The sequence below is a fragment of the Paucisalibacillus algeriensis genome (genome assembly GCF_000577245.1).
Classification (GTDB): Bacteria; Bacillota; Bacilli; order Bacillales; family Amphibacillaceae; genus Ornithinibacillus.
This window is the reverse complement of sequence record NZ_CBYO010000022.1, coordinates 335,757-353,920: the sequence shown is the minus strand read 5'-3', so window position 1 is coordinate 353,920 and position 18,164 is coordinate 335,757. Positions and strand designations below refer to the sequence as shown.

Below are 18,164 nucleotides of genomic sequence, written 5' to 3'. Positions count from 1 at the left end.
ACATCTAAATAATTAACATAAAAGGCGAACGATGCTCTTTATTAGCTTCAGAAATATACGTAGACTTCTGCGGGAAGAATGGCTATGTGAGACCCCACAGTGCGTTAGCATGAGGAGGCTCACCTACTGCCAAGCGGCAAGGTAGACACTGTAAGTATTTTCGAACAGATGTCGCCCCTGTGCTGGAAGTAAAAGCGAAGTATATTTCCGAGCGGGTATTAGCAGTATATCGTTCGTTTTTTTGCATGCAAAAAAGTTGTTTCTGAGCTTCTTTTTGTTTGATTTGACTTGAAAAGCCTTTCATAGGTTAGAATGGGGGAAGTATAGATAGCAGATAAAAAGGAGCAGATTAATGAGACAGCAAAGCATTATTTTCTTTGATATTGATGGTACGTTACTCGATCATAATAAAGAGTTACCTAGTTCGACAATAGAAGCGATTCATGAACTGAAGAGGAAAGGCCATATTGTTGCAATTGCAACAGGTCGTGGTCCGTTTATGTATAAGGAAATTCGTGAAAAGTTAGGGATTGATTCATACGTTAGCTATAACGGCCAATATGTTGTGGTTGAAGGAGAGGTTGTATATTCCAACCCTCTATCTAAGTCTTCATTGCAAAAACTTACCAAAGATGCTACTAGAAATAATAATCCTGTTGTTTTCATGGATCCTGATGTTATGAGGGCAAATGTTACAGAACATCCCCATATTACAGAAGGGATGGAATCTTTAAAGGTGGGGTATCCAACTTATGATCCATTGTATTATGAAGATAATGTTATTTACCAATCCTTGCTTTTTTGTGTAGAGGAAGAGGAGAAAGCGTATATGGATGCTTTCCCTGAATTTGATTTTGTTCGTTGGCATCCTCTTAGTACAGATGTTTTACCAAAAGATGGTTCTAAGGCTAAGGGTATTGAAAAAGCATTAGAAAAATTACAAATTCCAGCTGAGCGAGTTTACGCATTTGGTGATGGTTTGAACGATGTAGCGATGCTATCTATGGTTAAGAATAGTGTAGCAATGGGAAATGGAGTAGACGAAGTAAAGGCATGTGCAAAATATGTAACCAAACCTGTTGATGAAGATGGAATTTATCATGGGTTGAAGATGGTTGGATTACTATAGAGTTAAGCTGTTGTCTAAATGGTTGACGCTTTATTTATACGGTTGATAGAATATGTGCGTAACTTCCTAGAGTATACCCTTCATATATTCTGGAGCAATGTGACCGCACCGGCAGAATACTTCGCTTTCCACGGGAACGGTCTCAGCCTCCTCGCGGGCAAACCACCGCTGCGGGGTTCTTCGGACACGTGCTATTCCCGTAGCGGGTCAGATGCTCTAACAAGAATTTTAAGTGCCGCGCTGTTTCTATCAATTGTATAATCTATTAGAAATTAGAAAACAGCCTAGAGTTATAATGCTGATCACTCATTTTATGCGTAATCAGCATTTTTGGTTACAGCCTGAAAGCTGTTCATGGTATTATAGTAATAAAGTTATCCATAAAGGAATGTTTTGAAATGAACTTTGTATCCATCGATTTTGAAACTGCAAATGAAAAACGCAGTAGTCCGTGTGCAGTCGGTATTGTCATTGCAAATGAAACGGAAATACTAGATGAATATTATAGCCTAATAAATCCAGAAACTTATTTCAGCCCCTTTAATATTCGTGTTCATGGAATTCGGGAAGATGATGTGTTGGACGCTATGACTTTTTCGGAGATTTGGCCAACAATGGAAAACTATCTCTCAGGCAGTCTAGTTGTTGCACATAATGCAAGTTTTGATATGAGTGTTATCCGCCAAACATTGGATAGAGATAGATTGACATACCCAGAGATGGATTATCTTTGTACGGCAAATATTGCAAAACGAGTATGGCCAGAAATGGATAACCATAAGCTGAATACATTGGCAGCTCATCACGGGATTTTGTTTAACCACCATAATGCCTTGGAAGATGCACGTGTTGCAGCTAAGGTTATGCAAAAAGCGATGGAATCTTATGAAGTAGAATCCATTGAACTGTTCTTGGAGCGTTGTAAGATCTCCAAAGGTAGGATTTATGAAAGAGGCTACTATCCACCTAAGGTAAAGCGGACGAAGAAGCATACAACGTTGTATATTTAATTTAAAGGAGAAGTGTAAATTAGATACGCTTCTCCTATTATGATTAGTGACTACTGCTCAGAATACTTTCTCTATAATCATGTATTTTAAATTGAAGTTTAGTAATCAATCCTTCAATCCATTCAGGATTATTTGTATCCTTGATAAGTCTAACGTATTTAATAACTTGGTATATGTTAGTAAGTTTTGAAACCGTAAAAACATCACTATATTGTCCGATTCAGCTTCTGTTATGGATGTTTGACTTGTGTATCCCTCCATAAATTGTTTAAAAAAAGTATTGGCAAGATCTACTTCGTTTGCAAATATGTCTCTTAATGCAAAGGCAATATTAGCAGCATACCAGCCATCTTTAGGATAAACCATGTTCACCCTTCAATTGAAGTCAAATAGAAAAGGAATTTCGTTTATTACTACGATAGTCCATTGTTTAAATGATGAACATATACATTGAAGGTCCAATATTGAGTAACGTAGTTCTTTTGTTCTTGCATGAAATTTTTGATTTACCACGATATCACCTTCCTTTATCCGTCTAATTATTCCTAACATCTTCTTTTATATCAACAGGTTCACCAATTTTATATGCTATTTTTTGATAATTTCGATTACTAAATTGCTTGATTCATTAAAACTCTGCAGTAATCGGTAATTTTATTGGAAAACAATGCAAATCAAAATCAATATGAAAATCATTATTGAGCAATGATTAGATATCCAGAATTAAATAGTGTATCCTTTTACTGTAGATATTTTTGGTAAAACAGGAGGATTTTTCATGAATAAGAAACGCTGGTTTGCGATACTTGCAGCTGCTGTTCTATTTTTTGTTTCAATGGGCTTTCAATTTATGACAAGCATTGCAAGTACAAATTTTGAACAATTATTTGCTTTTCCGGAAAGTAAGTTTCAAGAGGAAGTAATAGAAGAAGGAACAAATGGAAAGATTGTTGTATTACATCTAGATGGTGTCATTCAAGATACAGCTCCTAGCACTTTACTTAACACTACTTCTTATAATCATCGCCAGTTTTTAGAAATGTTAGATGAGGCAGGAAAGGATTCTAGTGTGGATGGGATTATTTTACGTGTAAACACACCAGGTGGTGGTGTTGTGGAAAGTGCTGAAGTACACGATAAAATAGTGGAAATTCAAGCTGAATATGAAAAACCAGTCTATGTTTCGATGGGGAACACAGCAGCGTCTGGCGGATATTATATTTCTGCACCAGCAGATAAGATTGTTGCACATCCTGCCACTTTAACAGGGTCAATTGGAGTAATCATGCAAGGATATAATCTTGCTGGTTTAACGGATAAATTAGGAATCGACATCAATACCATTAAGAGTGGAAAACACAAAGACATTATGTCTACATTCCGCGAGATGACAGACGAAGAAAGAGCTCTACTTCAAGAAATGATTGATGATATGTACGGAGATTTTGTAAACGTTATTGTGGATGGAAGAGAAATGACCGAAGAGAAGGTTCGTGAGCTTGGAGATGGACGAGTCTACACCGGTAATCAAGCAAAAGCTAATGGGTTAGTAGATGAAATTGGATCATTAAATGATACCATTGCATTAATGAAGGAAGATAACGAACTTGGAAATGCAGCTGTTGTAAAGTATAACAATCCACTTGGTTGGGAACAATTCTTTGGAATGTCTATACAAAATTTTGTTGGTAAAGATGAAGAGTTGGTAAGTGTCTTAGAGATTGTTCGAGAATCTAATACGCCAAGAGCAATGTATTTGTACTCTAATTAAGGGGGCCTTGTAATGAGTGAACAAGTGATATATGCAAGTGAGGCCCATGTTTCAGAGCAGCGGTATGCTGGTTTTTGGATGCGATTTTGGGCGTTTCTCATTGATTTAATTGTTATCAGTAGTTTGAATGGAATTTTGATTTCTCCATTTAAATTTGTCAATGAAGGCATTGCGATAAGTGTTGGCTTCTGGACGGTTCCCGGAATTATAAGTGCAATTGTCTTTTATGCTTATTTTATATTTATGACAAAGTTTTTTGGACAGACCATTGGAAAAATGATTCTAGGCATAAAAGTAGTTCGTGAAAACGAGGAGCCCCTAAGATGGAGTGATGTACTTTTTAGGGAATTGGTAGGAAGATTCATATACCGGGCATTTTGGTTCCTAACGGTATTGTACATCATAGTTGGATTTATGGATGAAAAGCAAGGACTACATGATATGATTGCTGATACGAGAGTAGTATATGATCGATAAAAAGGAAGACACGGGAAAGTCGTGTCTTCCTTTTGTTTGTATGGGATATCTACAAGTGCTTAAGGGCTAGTCAAGAACCACGTATAATATGGAGTATAGGTATAGATTCTAATCCTCATTTTGATCCAAGATTCAGTTCAAAATGCCGAATAGGATGCTTCTAATCATCATTTAGATCCAAACTCCAGTTCAAAATGATGAAAAGAACACTTCTAATCATCATTTCGATTCAAACTTCAGCTCAAAATGCCGAATAGGGCGCTTCTAATCATCACTTCAATCCAACCACCAGTTCAAAGTTTCTTTAATAATTCATATTGATAGCCATATTTGCAATATTCATATCGTTTTCTAAAAGTCTTTCCAAGTTATATGCTGGGTACATACCATTCTCATACATAAAGTTAAATACATCTGCATGGCATTGAATTGCTTTTTGTAAATGGTTGGTTAATGTTTCGCGTACCATTGGTGTTGCGGTTTCTGTAATGGCGATTGCATAGTTTCGAACAGAAGTTTTCGCTAGAGCCAATAGGTCACCAGCATAAAAACCGGTACCTAGCTCAAGCGGATTTGCTGCCTCAGCCCTCGGTGCCATACCATAAAATTGAAGTAGTTCTTGTAAATTTTTTTCTAGATCCCCGATAGTCCGTTGGTATAATGCACGGAGCCTCTCATCTTGTACGTCTACAATTGCCTTTTTTAGCTTCATTAATCCAATTGATTGAAAAGCAACTAATTCATGAATTTCCAATGTTTCATGATAGGCCAAGTGTTGAGGCTCTCTGTTCATTGATTCTTCCATTGTATTTCCCCCTAATAAGTAGTCATTTAAACTATATGAAAAGTTGGACTGTGAAGTAGCTTGTTAGGTCGAAATTAGGCGAATATCATGAAGTTTTGACAAGTATATTGCTTTCGGTAGTTTTCTGAATTAAAATAATACATAGAATTTTATTACGGATAAGACATCAAATTTTTCAGAGGAGTTGTGATAGGTGAACACAGATTCAAATGTAATTGATGAACTAGATAGGTTATTGGAGCGTGCGCGTAGGAATACATTAGGAGATATTTTAGCAAGAACGAGAGATAGAATGCCTGATAAATTTGCGCTTGCCTATCGCGACAAGCGTTTAAATTATGAAGAACTTGATGACTTAGTAAATCAGACTGCATACGCTTTTCGGAATAGGGGGATGAAAAAGGGGGACATGATCACGGTCATGTCGAAGAATAGCTTGGACTTTGTTGTAGTGAATTTTGCGCTTGCCCGACTAGGAGCGGTGATGATTCCAATCAACTATATGCTAACTAAGGATGATGTAGCATTTATTTTAAAACATGCAGGTGCTTGCGGATTAATTGCTTCCGAGGAATATGCGTTAGTTCTTGACCAGGCTTCTAATGGATTAGAGATTACCTTCCGTTTCTTAATGGATATGGAGGATGGGGAAATACCTGATGAAAGGCTAGATGAATGGACACCATTACGTGATGCACGGACGGAACAACCGACAGATTTTGTTGATTGTGATTTATTCGATGACGCTCTAGCCCATGTACTATATACGAGTGGTACGGAATCAAAGCCAAAAGGTGTTATGCTGACTCATAAAAGTATTGTAAGTGAGTATGTGAGTTGTATTGTAGATGGGAATATGGCTGAAGGTGATGTGTTGATTCATGCTTTACCAATGTATCATAGTGCACAACTTCATTGCTTTTTAGGTCCAAGTATTTATTTGGGGTCCAGTGGAATTATTCTAGATGGTGCGAGCCCAGAAGTAATTTTACGAACCATTGAAAAAGAAGGTGCAACACAGCTTTTCTGCCCACCTACCGTATGGATTGCGTTACTAAGACATCCAGAATTTGATACTCGTGATTTATCTACCTTAGAAAAATGTTATTATGGTGCTGCCATCATGCCGAGAGAAATTTTGAAGGAGTTATCAGAACGCCTGCCTAATGCAAAGTTCTGGAATTTCTACGGTCAAACCGAAGTAGCGCCATTAGCAACAGCATTGCAACCTGAGGATCAACTGCGTAAGCTAGGTTCTGCTGGAAAACCAGCATTAAATATGCAAACCAAAATAGTAGATGAAAATGATCAAGAGGTTCCACGAGGGGAAATAGGTGAGATAGTACATCGAACACCACATGCGATGAAAGGATACTTATTTGATTCAGATAAAACTGCAGAAGCATTTCGTGGTGGATGGTTCCACAGTGGTGATCTTGGTGTGATGGATGAAGAGGGCTATATTACCATCATTGATCGGAAGAAAGATATGATTAATACTGGTGGTGTTAATGTTTCCAGTCGAGAAGTGGAAGAAACAATTTATCAATTAGAAGGAGTTTCAGAAGTTGCCGTAATTGGGATATCAGATAAGTATTGGATTGAAGCAGTAACTGCCATTATTGTTCCAAAAGAGAATGCTAATTTAACTGAAGAGGAAGTAGTGGAATACTGTGGCAGTGTGTTGTCTAAGTTTAAAGTCCCAAAATATGTTGCATTTGCAGATTCCCTTCCTAAAAATCCAAGTGGTAAAGTATTAAAGCGAGAGTTACGTGATGAATATGAAGGATTAGGAGAGGACTAGTTTAAATTGGAAGCAAGGTCTGAAGTAAGGACTTGCTTCTTTCTTTTACTTTGGGGGTTTAAGGTAATTAGTAACGGGTATATAACTTGTACTCCGAATAAAACACGCTTTTTCATTTCGGATAAATCCTCCCATTTTAGCAATAATAACAAATGGAGGTGTCCTAAATGGCAGAGAAAAGTGATAATTGGAGTAAGAAGCGTGCAGTTTCGAGTGTTAATCCTCAAGGACTAACGGAAGAAACGGCAAATCACCGTCCAAAGTCTCAGTTGGAAGATCGAGTAAAGAAAAAGAATACTAAAGTTTAAAGCGGGTGAGGACAATCGACCATACATTACTATACTTACGTGAATCATTATCCAACTACGAGGGTAATGAGTTGAGTCAGTCTATTCATCAAAAGCTACAAAACAAGAATTATCAGAGTGAAAAAGAATTTGTTGAGGATTTAGACGATAGAGAAATGCAGTATTTAGACAAAATACTAGCTCGTGAAATAAGTTATGCTGAAAATGTTCAAGATGATTTACGTATCCAGCAATTACGAGAAGTATATGAAATCCTCTTTTAGAACAGTAGGTTTAATAGCCTATTTTCGTCAATTGGATAACATTGACATTGCTATTTTACCATCGAAATAGTAATATAAGGATACAAGCTACGATGTACGTGTTTTACTAAGTTTTAACCTCTAATGCGATAATAGGGAGTTTTAAATTGAAGCTCTAATGCCGAGCCGCCATGGATTAGCGGAAGGCAGGAAGGTTTCTGCGAACACCCACTTAGTGAAGTGGTGGTTTAAAACTTTTTATGACAAATACGGCATATGTGGCTGTTAAAAATGTATGTAGCAGACCAGTTTCCTATAGGAGACTGGTCATTTTTATTGTTCAATCAGTTTTGCATTTTCAGGAATATTCCCCATAGAAACCCAATCTTCTAGCATTTTGTTAAAATAATTAGGATTGGCTAAAGAGATGCCATGGCCTACTTTGGGAATCATGATTCCAGTACTATTGGAATTCTTTTGTACAAGCTCGAATGCAGATTTATGCATCATTTTTTTCTCTTTTTCCCCGACGGTAACAAGTATCTTTGATTTGGAACTAGAATACTTTTTGGGAACTTGAAAGGACATATTTTCTTTCATGACCTGCATAAAGGAATCGAATGTAATTTCCGTAGTTTCCTTTACATAATGCTCGAATTGATTTTCTTGAATATATAATACTTTTGACTGAAGCTTTGCAAACGATCTCATCTTAGTAAGTGGAAAAGATAGTTTGAATAACGGCTTTAGGAGTTTTAAACTATACTCCATAGGTCTTGTAAGTGCGCTATTTATGATTGCGTAATTAATCAATCCTGGCGCTATACTTAGTATGTTAACTAGAATTTGAGCACCTAGAGAAAATCCAATTACAATTACTGGTTGTTCAGACCGTTTTAAATTGATCAATTCAATGATTTTTTCTGCGCTATCCTTGATTGAAAAATGTTGGTTCTGACTAGTACCATGTGCCGGTAAGTCCGGTACGATACAATGATAACGTAATGAAAAATACTTAATTTGTTCATCCCACATCCATCCACTCACTCCACCACCGTGGAGAAATACCATTAAGGGTGCGTTTTCTTTTTCATATTCCTTATATTCCAATTCGATGTCCACCTTCGCTAATAATCTATTATAATCTTATCATAGTTTTTCGAAAAGTTTGTGATAAGCAAAACCATTCATGTGCTATTTGTTTTTTGTATTATTAATAATCTGTATTAGAAACTATAATTGTAATAAAGGGGGACTGAAGATGAAGTTTCGTTATGAACAATTGGACCATGTACAGTTGGCTGCTCCAAAAGGTGGAGAAGAACAAGCACGTGAATTCTATGAAGGGTTACTTGGGTTTCCAGAGGTAGAAAAACCGGCGAATCTGAAAAAACGTGGGGGAGTCTGGTTCACAGACGGAATTATCCACATTCATGTTGGAATCGAGGAGCCTTTTCAACCAGCTAAGAAGGCACATCCAGCAATTAGGGTGAAGAATATTGAGAATATGAAAGCGTATTTGGATGAAAAACAAGCAGTGTATCAAGTTGATTATGATCTGCCTGGTGCAAACCGTTTTTATTTGTATGACCCTTTTGGAAATCGGTTAGAGTTTTTGGAGTGGGAATAGCGAAAAGGGATTTCTCCTTAGTAAGTGAGAAATCCCTATTTTTATGTTAAAATTGTTAGAAAAGTTTTTATTCTTTCTACTGCTAGGGGGAAATAAGTTGAGAAAAAAATTAGGAATTATAGTAGTGAGTATCTTTACAATATTAGTGGTTGTCCTATTAATTGGTGGAAATTATTTCTACAGTGAAGGGATTAAACGTGGAACGGAAGTAGAGTTGCATACAGAGCCTGCAAGCGTAAATGCAGAGGCAACTCAAACGGCATTATCAATCATTGAAGAAGCGGAAGAATGGTATTCTAATCAGAATTCTGAGGAATTGGAGATTCTCTCCTATGATGATTTACGATTAAAGGCCGGATTTTTTGAAAATGATGCGGATACAGGAAAAGTGGTGATACTTGCTCATGGCTACCGCGGAACTCGCGATCATATGGATGACTTGGTGAAATTCTATTATGATCAAGGGTTCGATGTATTAATGCCAGATTCTAGAGGGCACGGCGAAAGTGAAGGAGATTATATTGGTTATGGTTGGCATGATAGACTCGATTATTTGAAGTGGATTGATTCACTAATTGAAAAGCATGGTGCTAAGCAAATATTATTACATGGAAATTCAATGGGAGCGTCCCTTGTGTTAATGACAAGTGGGGAGGAGTTGCCAGATGAAGTAAAAGGAATTATCGCTGATAGTGGTTTTACTTCCGTGAAAGAAGAGTTAAAACATCAGTTAAAGCACTTATACCATCTTCCAAGTTTTCCAATTTTAGATGTAACTAGTGTGATTACCAAGGTACGAGCAGGATATTTCTTTGGTGAGGCTTCAGCGGTTGAACAGGTGAAAAAGAATACGAAACCACTCTTTATCATTCATGGTGATGCAGATGAATTAGTTCCGACAGAAATGGCTTATGAATTATATGAGGCTGCTGGTGGAGAAAAAGAGCTTTGGATTGTACCAAATGCAGGTCATACAAAGGCCTATTCTATTACGACAGAGGAGTTTCAGAATAGATTACAACGGTTTATTGATAAAACGATTGCAAAGTAATGGGGGGTTGCTTTTTGCGATTACCAAGTATGGAAGCTGCGCTAAGATTCATAATTGAAGAGCATCCGGAATGTGAAATTGCTTTCTTAGCAGGCAGTGCTTCAAAGGGTGAAGAAACAGCCACGTCTGATTTGGATATTGTTGTTTTTGATCATTCTATTGAAAGCAGTTACCGAGAAAGTTTCATTTTATATGGGTGGAAAGTAGAAACCTTTATCCATAATGAAGATACATATTTGAAGCAATTTGATTCAGAAAGAAGTTCGGGAAGACCAATATTAGCCAATATGCTATCAGAAGGTAAAATAATAAAAGATAATGGAAAAGCAGACGAAATAAAGAATAGAGCCCGAATGTTTATCCAAACTGGACCTAATCCTTTAACAGAAGAATTCATCAGGGCTTCTAGATATTTTATTTTTGACCTTCTCGATGATTTTATTGATGCCAAAAGCCATGAGGAAGCAGTCATTACACTGAATACAATGACAACTCAACTAGCTGAGTTTATTCTTCGAGTGAATGGACGGTGGAGTGGAAGAGGAAAAGGTCTTGTTAGAGCATTAAAGAATTTTGATGAAGAAATATATATAAGTTTCTTTGATTCACTTGATCGTTATTACAAACATCAAGACAAAGATCAGATTGTTCACTTTGTGAATGAGTTTTATGAGCCCTTAGGTGGGCCATTGTTTCATGGGTTCAAACAGGGAGATATAATAAAGAAAAACTATGATTAAGAAAATATGAGGGATATTATGGTAACTAAAAATGTAAGACTAGCTACAGTTTATGATGCAGAAGAATTATCGAGGCTTAATCATGAATTTAATGGTGGAGATAGAGTTGACTCTAAAAATATTCAGGAGAGTATTAAAAATAATACGGAAATAATAGCGGTAGCAACCGTTGATGAAAGATTAGTAGGGTTTGCTTGTGCTCAGGTGCTCCATTCATTTTGTTATTCGAATGCACATGGAGAAATTACGGAAATGTATGTGGAAGAAAGTGCAAGGCGAAAGGGGTTTGCAAGTTTAATGATTGCCCTCCTAGAAGAAAATCTCGCTGAACGCGGCGTGACGAGTATTAAAATTTTGACTGGTAAAGGGAACGAAGCAGCAATTCGCACCTATTTACGAAGTGGTTATGTTGTGGAAGATGACATAGTTCTTGATAAGAAAGTAAGTTGTTAGTTATTGATAAAAGAGAAGTCAATCGTTTGGTAGACTTCTCTATTTTCTTATCATATAACCAGTGTGGATGGGATTATTATGTTTATTAATTGCCAAAGGAATGGTGAGTTATGAGGAAGGGACTACATAATAAAAAGATATTTCTTATTATCGTAATGTTACTTGTATTATTTGGCTGCTCTAAAGGAGAAAAGGAAATGAACCAAGATAGTAACAGGGAAGATTCCACCACCGAAGATGTAGAAACGCTAACGGAAGAATACATTCCTAAGGAAACAGATGTTGTATTCAAAAATAATGCGATGAGAAATATAGATATTTTGGAAGACTTTATTGAGACTGCTGGTGCAAACGGAAAAGACAATGAAAGCCAAATTAGAATCGTGAAATATGAGCCAGAAGGAGCTCTTATTTTTGACCTGCAATCCAGGTATGATGAGAATGCTAATCAAGCCTGGATTGATGTGCAACCAGATTTAGATTACTTTGATGAATCAGCAGTTATATCGCAGGATGTTTTTTATAATGCTCCACAACAATGTTGGTATATGTCAAAAGATATAGAACAAGGCTTTTATAAATTCCATGAATGCAGAACCAATTGGGAGTATCACTTATTTCCAATTGTTGACCGTACATTGACATATGAGGAATTAATAAATCCAAGTCAAGAAAACGAAAAATTAGAGATTGCACCTTTCCAATTTTATGATTTGCATGACATTGCGATAGAAATATTTTTATCAAAAAAAGATGCTCAAGAGTGGCAACGACATTTTGATGCGGACAATCAAGAAAAAATGGAAGAAGTAACAGATAATAATATCATTAAGCTTATGCAGAATGATGTTAATATAGCAAAAGTCACTGATAACAAGGTCTTAGTAACCTCCTGTGAGGGTGGATTATGTGAAATATATACAGAGCATTCTTTCCAGATAAGAGGTTTTGTTGTTCCGGAGATTAAAATTGATAAGGAATCGGTGGTGGCAAGGCCAAAAGAACAATCGAGAAGTGAAGTGAAAACTGACTCTGAATCGTTCTGGAGTGACATAAAAGTACATGTGGAAAGTCTTCTGGAGGAATCATCTGAATTAATTACTATATATGAGAATGATGTAACTGGAATTTCTAATGATAACGCTAAATTATTCTATGATAAAGTGAATGGAAGGACTAATATTCTGCGACATCTACTTCCTGAAGACGAGGAAATAGTAGAAGAATATTATCAAATACTAATGGTCGCTGAATTGCTATTTAACAGTGTACATCAAGGGAAATATTATTTTGAAAATGGCGAGGAAAAAAAACTGGAGGTACTGCTAGAGGAAGAAATCATACCGTTAAGAGAGGAACTAGCAGATTTGATGTCTATGATTAAAGAACTTTCGTAAAGAAAGAAGTGTAGCAATATATTGAAACTTATACAATTAAAAGAACGTATTAAATCATAAAAGTTGAAGATTCCGAGCTAGACAGTAGGAGGTGGTTGAACTGTGGATAGCCAAAGAGTGGATAAACTATACACTATGCTTGAAAAATTCCAAAAAAAAGTCGATGAACAACTTGCTACAAAACTTGAATTTGATAAATGTAGGCGGTTAATTCAAAGGTTGAGCTCCTTCTCAAGTGATTGTGAGAAATGTCATCAACGTTTTAATGATTTAGAAAATCATATTCTACAACTTTTGGATAAGAAAGGTCGTTTTACAGAGAATGATTTTAAACAACATAGACAAATAATGGGTAAAATCAGTTCTCATTTACAAAAGCAACACAAGTTAGTAACAAGTGGGTATTATTTGAGTATCTATATGTCGCTTGGTACAAGTTTAGGTGTAGTATTTGGATTGCTAATATTTGATAATATTGGCCTAGGATTACCACTTGGAATCGGTATTGGTGTAGCTATTGGAGCAGGTTTAGATGCAGACGCTAAGAGGAGGGGCTTGACATTGTAATTATGAAGAGTCTCTAGGTTTAGAAGGTGAGTTAATCTATGAAAGGTAAATTTAAAACATCCTTTTTTAATCAGGATATTTTGGGAAAGTATGGAACATGTAATGCCTTATGAATAGGAGATTATATAAAAAAACTTTCATTCCGTGTTAATACTATTTATTTTGGTATACATTAAATAACAAGCAATAAGGATCTATACTAAAGAATAGTTGGTAGCTTATATGAAGGAGTGTGTTCAATTGATAGGAGTAGAAATTGATCTCGTAGTGAAAGATAGCTTGAAAGCATTAGAATTATACGAAAAGATATTTGATGGAATTGAGCGTATAGAGCTGTCAAATCTTCCAAAAGGTGAAAATGAGGCAGTATTTACCCTTTATGGTGTCCGGTTTCATATGTTAGATGAAAATCCAGAATTCCAATTAGTAGCACCGACCAAAGAAGACCCTAAAACAATATGGTTTAACATCACAGTTCCAGACATCAAGGAGACCTATACAAAGGCAATGAATTCTGGTTGCACTGAGGTACAACCTGTTACGGATCTGCCTGATTATGGTATATCAAATGCAATGTTTATGGATTCATTTGGTTATTTATGGATGTTACACCAAATTCATAAAGTTGTTAGTCATGAGGAGCGTATACGCCTTTGGGAGGAAAGAAAGGAAAATCCTTGGGAAGACAGAAAGGAAAAATAATCCTTACTATACCTATTCAACTGTTTTATCGCTTTCGAACGATATAGGAGCCGCTATTAAATACGGCTCCTTTTGATTTAGATTATTTATTTAACAAGATACTCCATGACTAATTCATCCTCTAATGTTTCTTCTGTCATAAGAAAACCAACTTTTTTGTAAAGGTCGATAGCACCTTTATTTTCCGGTACGACGGATAACCGAATTCGTTCACAGTCATCTTGCTTGGAAAACATGTCAATTAATGCTTCCATTGCAACCATCCCGTAGCCTTTCCCTTGGAATTGTTCTCCAATCATAAATCGTGGAATCCAATGCTTATCTTCCGCATCATATTCTGGAATGTATTCGACTGCAGCCACTCCAACAACGGTATTCGTGACATATTGCGTATGGAGTAAAGGTGTTATCCACATAGGCCCAGGCGATTGTTGCGATGTTTCGAGCTACAAATTCCTTTTTGATCCTCTGAAACTTCTAAACTGACACAGCCTCGTATATTTTCTTTTGTTACAGCTTTGATTTTAATTGTCATGTTTAATAATCTCCTACTCTACTAAATAAGTAACTTTAATCCATTTCTCATGCCATTTTTTCTTTCGTATACGATAATGATAAATTTTCATTCTTTGATTAGATTCTGCAAAAAAGGGTGTTGGTTGTACGGTCATATTCAACACATCTTCTATGCCATGTGGAAATGTTAATCTGATTGAGTCATTTTCGTCTAACTTAATTCCTAATGAAGTTACCGTTTCTGGAAACTTCGAAATAGCATCGACAGTGTCCTTATATGGTTCTAACCCATTAACTAGATGCATTCGGGCTTCGTTTTTTACTGACCATGGTACCGTGGGTAAGATGCTATTAAGTTTTTGTTCTAATTCTTTTTCCTTCGCCTCATCGGTATGAATAGGATCAAAATAAACCAAATCTACATCATCAAGGGGTGTCGGTTGAGAAAAACCGTGTAATACGTCCCAAATTCTGGAGCGAACGAATCCCGCACAAATCCACCAGTCTGGTAGATTTAAGGATTGGGCTACTCTAAGAATTGCCATCATTTCCTTGTCATTATAGAAAACTTTTACTATATCTTTTTCATTTTCTAGCATTTAAAATCTCCCCTTATGTAATCAAACATATCATACACTAATTCAGTGCTGATGACTAACTATATTTGTAGTTCTTTAACACTAACAAGAGTAATTATTTACCATTATAATAGTCTGTTTACCTCCACGCATACATATAATAAACCGAAAAGAAACTCTACAGAGGAGGGGAATATATGGGGGATACATTGATTAAGATATCTGTTGTTTACTTTTTAATTGGAGTGCTTTTGGGGCTGTACATGTCAATCGCACATAATTATATATTAACTGGGGTACATGTACATATTAACTTGCTAGGTTGGATGTCATTGGGAGTTGCTGGAATACTGTATAAACTATATCCACATCTAGAGCAAACGGTTGTTGCCAAGATTCACTTTTGGTTGCATAACCTAGGTCTACCAATCATGATGGGTGGATTGACACTTGTTTTACTAGGAAATCAAGGTATTGTTGCTGCAGTTTCAGTGGGTAGTATGGCTGTTGTATTAGGTATTATTTTCTTTGTTTATAACGTTTTGACTAATCTTAGCAAAAACTAATGAATAAAAGCCGTCTCTTGAATAAAGTTACTCTATACTAGGAACGGCTTTTATATTATATTTCATTAATTCGCGAACAACTCGGGAAATAGGTAAGCCAACTACATTATAATAATCACCAATTATTTGTTTTACTAGAATAGCCCCTTGACTTTGAATACCATATGCCCCTGCCTTATCGAACGGATCTTTTGTGAAAATGTACTCATTAATTTCGACTTCGTTTAGTGGCCAAAATTCAACGGTAGTTTTTTCTACGAATGAGATTTTCTTATCTATTGATTGAATGGCTACTCCTGTATATACCTCATGTGTATCTCCACTTAAATTGGAGAGCATTTGAAAGGCATCTTCATGGTTTTTTGGCTTACCATAAATAATTCCTTTGTATGCTACAACAGTATCAGCAGTCAAGATAACTTCATGTGGATTCAAAAATTCAACATGCATTGCTTTATGTAGCGCGAGCTGTTCTACCTTTTGGGCTGGATCATTTGTGGTGATGATGGATTCGTCTATCGTTTGTTTTCTAATTATAAATGGTATTTTTGCTAGTTCTAATAGTTCTTTTCTTCTTGGTGATGTGGAAGCTAAAATCAATTCAGGACTCAAATAATATCCTCCTTTAGATATATGACATAAACATAACTTAGGATTAGTATACTCTAATGAGTATTAATTTGAAAATATGTTTAAAGTAGAAATGAAAATTACTATATACATAATCGACAAACTTTGATATTTTAATAATAATGTTATTTTACATATGAAAAGGGGGAGTATTGTGGAGACACAAGAAACAAATGGAAAAGCAGTTGCTGCTTTAGTACTTGGTATTTTGGCCATAGTAATTCCTTATATCGGATTGATCATTGGGATTGTTGGTCTAGTGTTGGCAGGTAGCAGCTTAAAGGAGATTACCGTAACCAATCAGGGCGGTAGAGGACTTGCTATTGCTGGGAGAGTAACAAGTATAGTTGGCATTTGTATTTGGGGAATTATTCTTGTCTTTTTAATTATCGGTTTAGTATTATTTGCTTCAGATCCATATTATTGGTAAAAATATGAAATTGTTTAACAGGGCCTCTAATGGGGCTCTTTTTATTTTCCAAAAGTGTATGACAAATTTTGAAGATTTACTTTATAATTAAGATTATTGCAAAAATAGGAGGAGATTATCATGCCTCCATAAATGATTATTAATATCTTTTCAAGTGTAGATGGAAAGACGGCTACAGCAAGGGGCCGAAATGTTTCAGAATGGATCAGGGAAGGAATTGATTGAGAAGCCCATGAATATGTCAATAGACTCTATGATGATTTTGATTGCGATGGAATGATATCCGGTAGTGAAACATTAATGGTATTTGGAAACCATTGGGTAGAACTAGACAAGCCTTTATATGGGCCTAAAAAATCAAAAGCCTATATTGTTTTTGATGGGAGAGGAAGAATCAATTGGTATCAGACAGAGGGTTTATTGGTTGTAACAAAGGATGACGTATCAGATAATTATATAAAACAACTTGAGGCTATGAAAAGTGAATACATTCAGGCAGGAAGAGAGAGCACATTGATTTACATTTGGCACTATAAAAACTATATGAATTAGGGTATAGGAGGCTCGGAATGAATGGTGGAACCTTTTTAAGAGAAGGATTAATTGATGAGATAAGCTTGGCTTATGCACCACTGGCAATTGGTGGTTCAAATACTCCTGGAATATTTGATGGGGTGGAACTTGAAACTATTGACCAGGCTACGGTATTGGAGTTAGTCGATATGAAAAAAATGGATATGGGTACTGTTTGGCTTCATTATCTCGTAAAAAATAAGGAGGGAATAGGATGATAAATGTATTATTTTTAGCTTATCCGATGTATGCAGACTTTGAAATTGGACATACGCTTTATTTTCTGCGGAAGCTAGGAAAGGCTAAAGTGACGACAGCTACTGTAGATGGGGAACCAGTTGAAAGTCTTGGGGGGATTGTTACGCAAGCGCAATTAGCTATTTCTAAGGTGGATTCTCAAGACTATGATTTACTCCTTATTTCAGGTGGAGATGGTGTAGCACAAGTACTAGACAATGTTCAATTACAGGAATTTCTAAAGGAATACAACAATCTTAAAAAGCCAATTGCAGCAATATGTGCTTCTTCAACACTCCTAGGAAAAGCTGGGCTATTAGTCAGTAGTAAGTTTACCTGTGCTCCAAATACATTTGAGATGTTTAGTAATGTATTTAGTGATGCAGAATATACAGGTAATCGGTTAGAAGTTGTTGATAACATTATCACCGCAAAAGGAACAGCATTTCCAGAGTTCACAATTGCAGTCATAGATCAATTAAGATTATGGAAAAATAATGAACAACGAGAAGGTGCATTGAATTTTTGTAAAGGAGAAGTTTAAGCCA

General features: G+C 36.1%; 26 protein-coding genes and 1 other RNA gene. 20 read left to right on the top strand and 7 right to left on the bottom strand.

The window, feature by feature from the left end; translation table 11 throughout:
• The first annotated feature begins 352 nt into the window (after positions 1-352).
• Both TY11_RS17860 and TY11_RS17855 read left to right on the top strand, forming a co-directional pair.
• On the top strand, positions 353-1,129 hold the full coding sequence (locus TY11_RS17860) for a Cof-type HAD-IIB family hydrolase (protein ID WP_042149429.1): 777 nt from the start codon (positions 353-355) through the stop codon (positions 1,127-1,129).
• 398 nt (positions 1,130-1,527) lie between these two features.
• Positions 1,528-2,139, top strand: coding sequence for a 3'-5' exonuclease (locus tag TY11_RS17855; RefSeq protein ID WP_042149426.1), 612 nt, complete (start codon positions 1,528-1,530; stop codon positions 2,137-2,139).
• Positions 2,140-2,244: 105 nt separating this feature from the next.
• Here TY11_RS17855 and TY11_RS17850 read toward each other — a convergent pair whose 3' ends face one another.
• Positions 2,245-2,505 carry a hypothetical protein gene (locus TY11_RS17850; protein WP_042149423.1) on the bottom strand — a complete coding sequence of 87 codons (261 nt, stop codon included), beginning with the start codon at positions 2,503-2,505 and terminating at the stop codon, positions 2,245-2,247.
• Positions 2,506-2,917: 412 nt separating this feature from the next.
• On the opposite strand from TY11_RS17850, the gene sppA reads away from it, so the two are divergent.
• Together sppA and TY11_RS17840 are read left to right on the top strand one after the other, a co-directional pair.
• Complete coding sequence (sppA, locus tag TY11_RS17845; RefSeq protein WP_042149421.1) at positions 2,918-3,910, top strand: signal peptide peptidase SppA; 993 nt, start codon at positions 2,918-2,920, stop codon at positions 3,908-3,910.
• A gap of 12 nt (positions 3,911-3,922) precedes the next feature.
• On the top strand, positions 3,923-4,387 hold the full coding sequence (locus TY11_RS17840) for an RDD family protein (protein WP_042149417.1): 465 nt from the start codon (positions 3,923-3,925) through the stop codon (positions 4,385-4,387).
• A gap of 304 nt (positions 4,388-4,691) precedes the next feature.
• Here TY11_RS17840 and TY11_RS17835 read toward each other — a convergent pair whose 3' ends face one another.
• Complete coding sequence (locus TY11_RS17835; protein WP_042149414.1) at positions 4,692-5,192, bottom strand: spore coat protein; 501 nt, start codon at positions 5,190-5,192, stop codon at positions 4,692-4,694.
• A gap of 193 nt (positions 5,193-5,385) precedes the next feature.
• Between TY11_RS17835 and TY11_RS17830 the strand changes: the two genes are divergently transcribed.
• The 4 genes from TY11_RS17830 (at position 5,386) to ssrS (ending at position 7,835) form a co-directional block, all read left to right on the top strand.
• Complete coding sequence (locus TY11_RS17830) at positions 5,386-6,996, top strand: acyl-CoA synthetase (RefSeq protein WP_081755977.1); 1,611 nt, start codon at positions 5,386-5,388, stop codon at positions 6,994-6,996.
• A gap of 167 nt (positions 6,997-7,163) precedes the next feature.
• A complete protein-coding gene (locus TY11_RS20530; RefSeq protein WP_155982734.1) occupies positions 7,164-7,304 on the top strand; it encodes a small, acid-soluble spore protein L in 141 nt (46 codons plus the stop codon).
• Positions 7,305-7,309: 5 nt separating this feature from the next.
• On the top strand, positions 7,310-7,567 hold the full coding sequence (locus TY11_RS17825) for a sporulation protein (RefSeq protein ID WP_369797422.1): 258 nt from the start codon (positions 7,310-7,312) through the stop codon (positions 7,565-7,567).
• 81 nt (positions 7,568-7,648) lie between these two features.
• Positions 7,649-7,835: non-coding RNA, 6S RNA (gene ssrS, locus TY11_RS20295), on the top strand.
• A gap of 44 nt (positions 7,836-7,879) precedes the next feature.
• On the opposite strand, the gene TY11_RS17820 is transcribed toward ssrS, so the two are convergent.
• Positions 7,880-8,662 carry an alpha/beta fold hydrolase gene (locus TY11_RS17820; protein ID WP_042150396.1) on the bottom strand — a complete coding sequence of 261 codons (783 nt, stop codon included), beginning with the start codon at positions 8,660-8,662 and terminating at the stop codon, positions 7,880-7,882.
• A 145-nt stretch (positions 8,663-8,807) separates the two neighbouring features.
• On the opposite strand from TY11_RS17820, the gene TY11_RS17815 reads away from it, so the two are divergent.
• The 7 genes from TY11_RS17815 (at position 8,808) to TY11_RS17785 (ending at position 14,086) form a co-directional block, all read left to right on the top strand.
• Positions 8,808-9,176 (top strand): VOC family protein, encoded by a 369-nt coding sequence (locus tag TY11_RS17815; RefSeq protein WP_042149412.1) that lies wholly within the window; start codon positions 8,808-8,810, stop codon positions 9,174-9,176.
• A gap of 97 nt (positions 9,177-9,273) precedes the next feature.
• Entirely contained in the window at positions 9,274-10,227 is a 954-nt protein-coding gene (locus TY11_RS17810; RefSeq protein ID WP_155982733.1) for an alpha/beta hydrolase, read from the top strand.
• 14 nt (positions 10,228-10,241) lie between these two features.
• Positions 10,242-10,967 (top strand): nucleotidyltransferase domain-containing protein, encoded by a 726-nt coding sequence (locus TY11_RS17805; protein ID WP_052345888.1) that lies wholly within the window; start codon positions 10,242-10,244, stop codon positions 10,965-10,967.
• An 18-nt stretch (positions 10,968-10,985) separates the two neighbouring features.
• The gene (locus TY11_RS17800; protein WP_052345887.1) at positions 10,986-11,420 is read left to right on the top strand and encodes a GNAT family N-acetyltransferase; all 435 of its coding nucleotides are present in this window, start codon (positions 10,986-10,988) and stop codon (positions 11,418-11,420) included.
• A gap of 197 nt (positions 11,421-11,617) precedes the next feature.
• Complete coding sequence (locus TY11_RS17795; protein ID WP_197025116.1) at positions 11,618-12,817, top strand: DUF4362 domain-containing protein; 1,200 nt, start codon at positions 11,618-11,620, stop codon at positions 12,815-12,817.
• Positions 12,818-12,919: 102 nt separating this feature from the next.
• Positions 12,920-13,384 (top strand): glycine zipper domain-containing protein, encoded by a 465-nt coding sequence (locus TY11_RS20935; protein ID WP_231495876.1) that lies wholly within the window; start codon positions 12,920-12,922, stop codon positions 13,382-13,384.
• Positions 13,385-13,624: 240 nt separating this feature from the next.
• A complete protein-coding gene (locus TY11_RS17785) occupies positions 13,625-14,086 on the top strand; it encodes a VOC family protein (RefSeq protein ID WP_042149401.1) in 462 nt (153 codons plus the stop codon).
• Positions 14,087-14,172: 86 nt separating this feature from the next.
• Here the strand turns inward: TY11_RS17785 and TY11_RS17780 are convergent, their stop codons facing one another.
• The 3 genes from TY11_RS17780 to TY11_RS17775 are packed head-to-tail and all read right to left on the bottom strand — an operon-like array spanning position 14,173 to position 15,201.
• A complete protein-coding gene (locus TY11_RS17780; RefSeq protein WP_052345886.1) occupies positions 14,173-14,502 on the bottom strand; it encodes a GNAT family N-acetyltransferase in 330 nt (109 codons plus the stop codon).
• Entirely contained in the window at positions 14,493-14,621 is a 129-nt protein-coding gene (locus TY11_RS21020) for a hypothetical protein (RefSeq protein ID WP_255342709.1), read from the bottom strand. The genes TY11_RS17780 and TY11_RS21020 overlap by 10 nt, the downstream gene beginning before the upstream one ends.
• Positions 14,622-14,634: 13 nt before the next feature.
• Complete coding sequence (locus TY11_RS17775; RefSeq protein WP_042149398.1) at positions 14,635-15,201, bottom strand: nucleotidyltransferase family protein; 567 nt, start codon at positions 15,199-15,201, stop codon at positions 14,635-14,637.
• A gap of 176 nt (positions 15,202-15,377) precedes the next feature.
• Here TY11_RS17775 and TY11_RS17770 point away from each other — a divergent pair, with 176 nt between their 5' ends.
• The gene (locus TY11_RS17770; protein WP_042149396.1) at positions 15,378-15,746 is read left to right on the top strand and encodes a hypothetical protein; all 369 of its coding nucleotides are present in this window, start codon (positions 15,378-15,380) and stop codon (positions 15,744-15,746) included.
• A gap of 27 nt (positions 15,747-15,773) precedes the next feature.
• Here TY11_RS17770 and TY11_RS17765 read toward each other — a convergent pair whose 3' ends face one another.
• Complete coding sequence (locus TY11_RS17765; protein ID WP_155982732.1) at positions 15,774-16,358, bottom strand: Maf family protein; 585 nt, start codon at positions 16,356-16,358, stop codon at positions 15,774-15,776.
• A 172-nt stretch (positions 16,359-16,530) separates the two neighbouring features.
• Here TY11_RS17765 and TY11_RS17760 point away from each other — a divergent pair, with 172 nt between their 5' ends.
• From TY11_RS17760 to TY11_RS17745, 4 genes are all read left to right on the top strand, one after another.
• Complete coding sequence (locus TY11_RS17760; protein WP_052345885.1) at positions 16,531-16,806, top strand: DUF4190 domain-containing protein; 276 nt, start codon at positions 16,531-16,533, stop codon at positions 16,804-16,806.
• A gap of 276 nt (positions 16,807-17,082) precedes the next feature.
• Entirely contained in the window at positions 17,083-17,358 is a 276-nt protein-coding gene (locus TY11_RS17755) for a hypothetical protein (RefSeq protein WP_155982731.1), read from the top strand.
• Between the two features lie 17 nt (positions 17,359-17,375).
• Positions 17,376-17,597, top strand: coding sequence for a dihydrofolate reductase family protein (locus tag TY11_RS17750; RefSeq protein ID WP_042149386.1), 222 nt, complete (start codon positions 17,376-17,378; stop codon positions 17,595-17,597).
• The gene (locus TY11_RS17745; RefSeq protein WP_042149382.1) at positions 17,594-18,160 is read left to right on the top strand and encodes a DJ-1/PfpI family protein; all 567 of its coding nucleotides are present in this window, start codon (positions 17,594-17,596) and stop codon (positions 18,158-18,160) included. The genes TY11_RS17750 and TY11_RS17745 overlap by 4 nt, the downstream gene beginning before the upstream one ends.
• Positions 18,161-18,164: the final 4 nt, after the last annotated feature.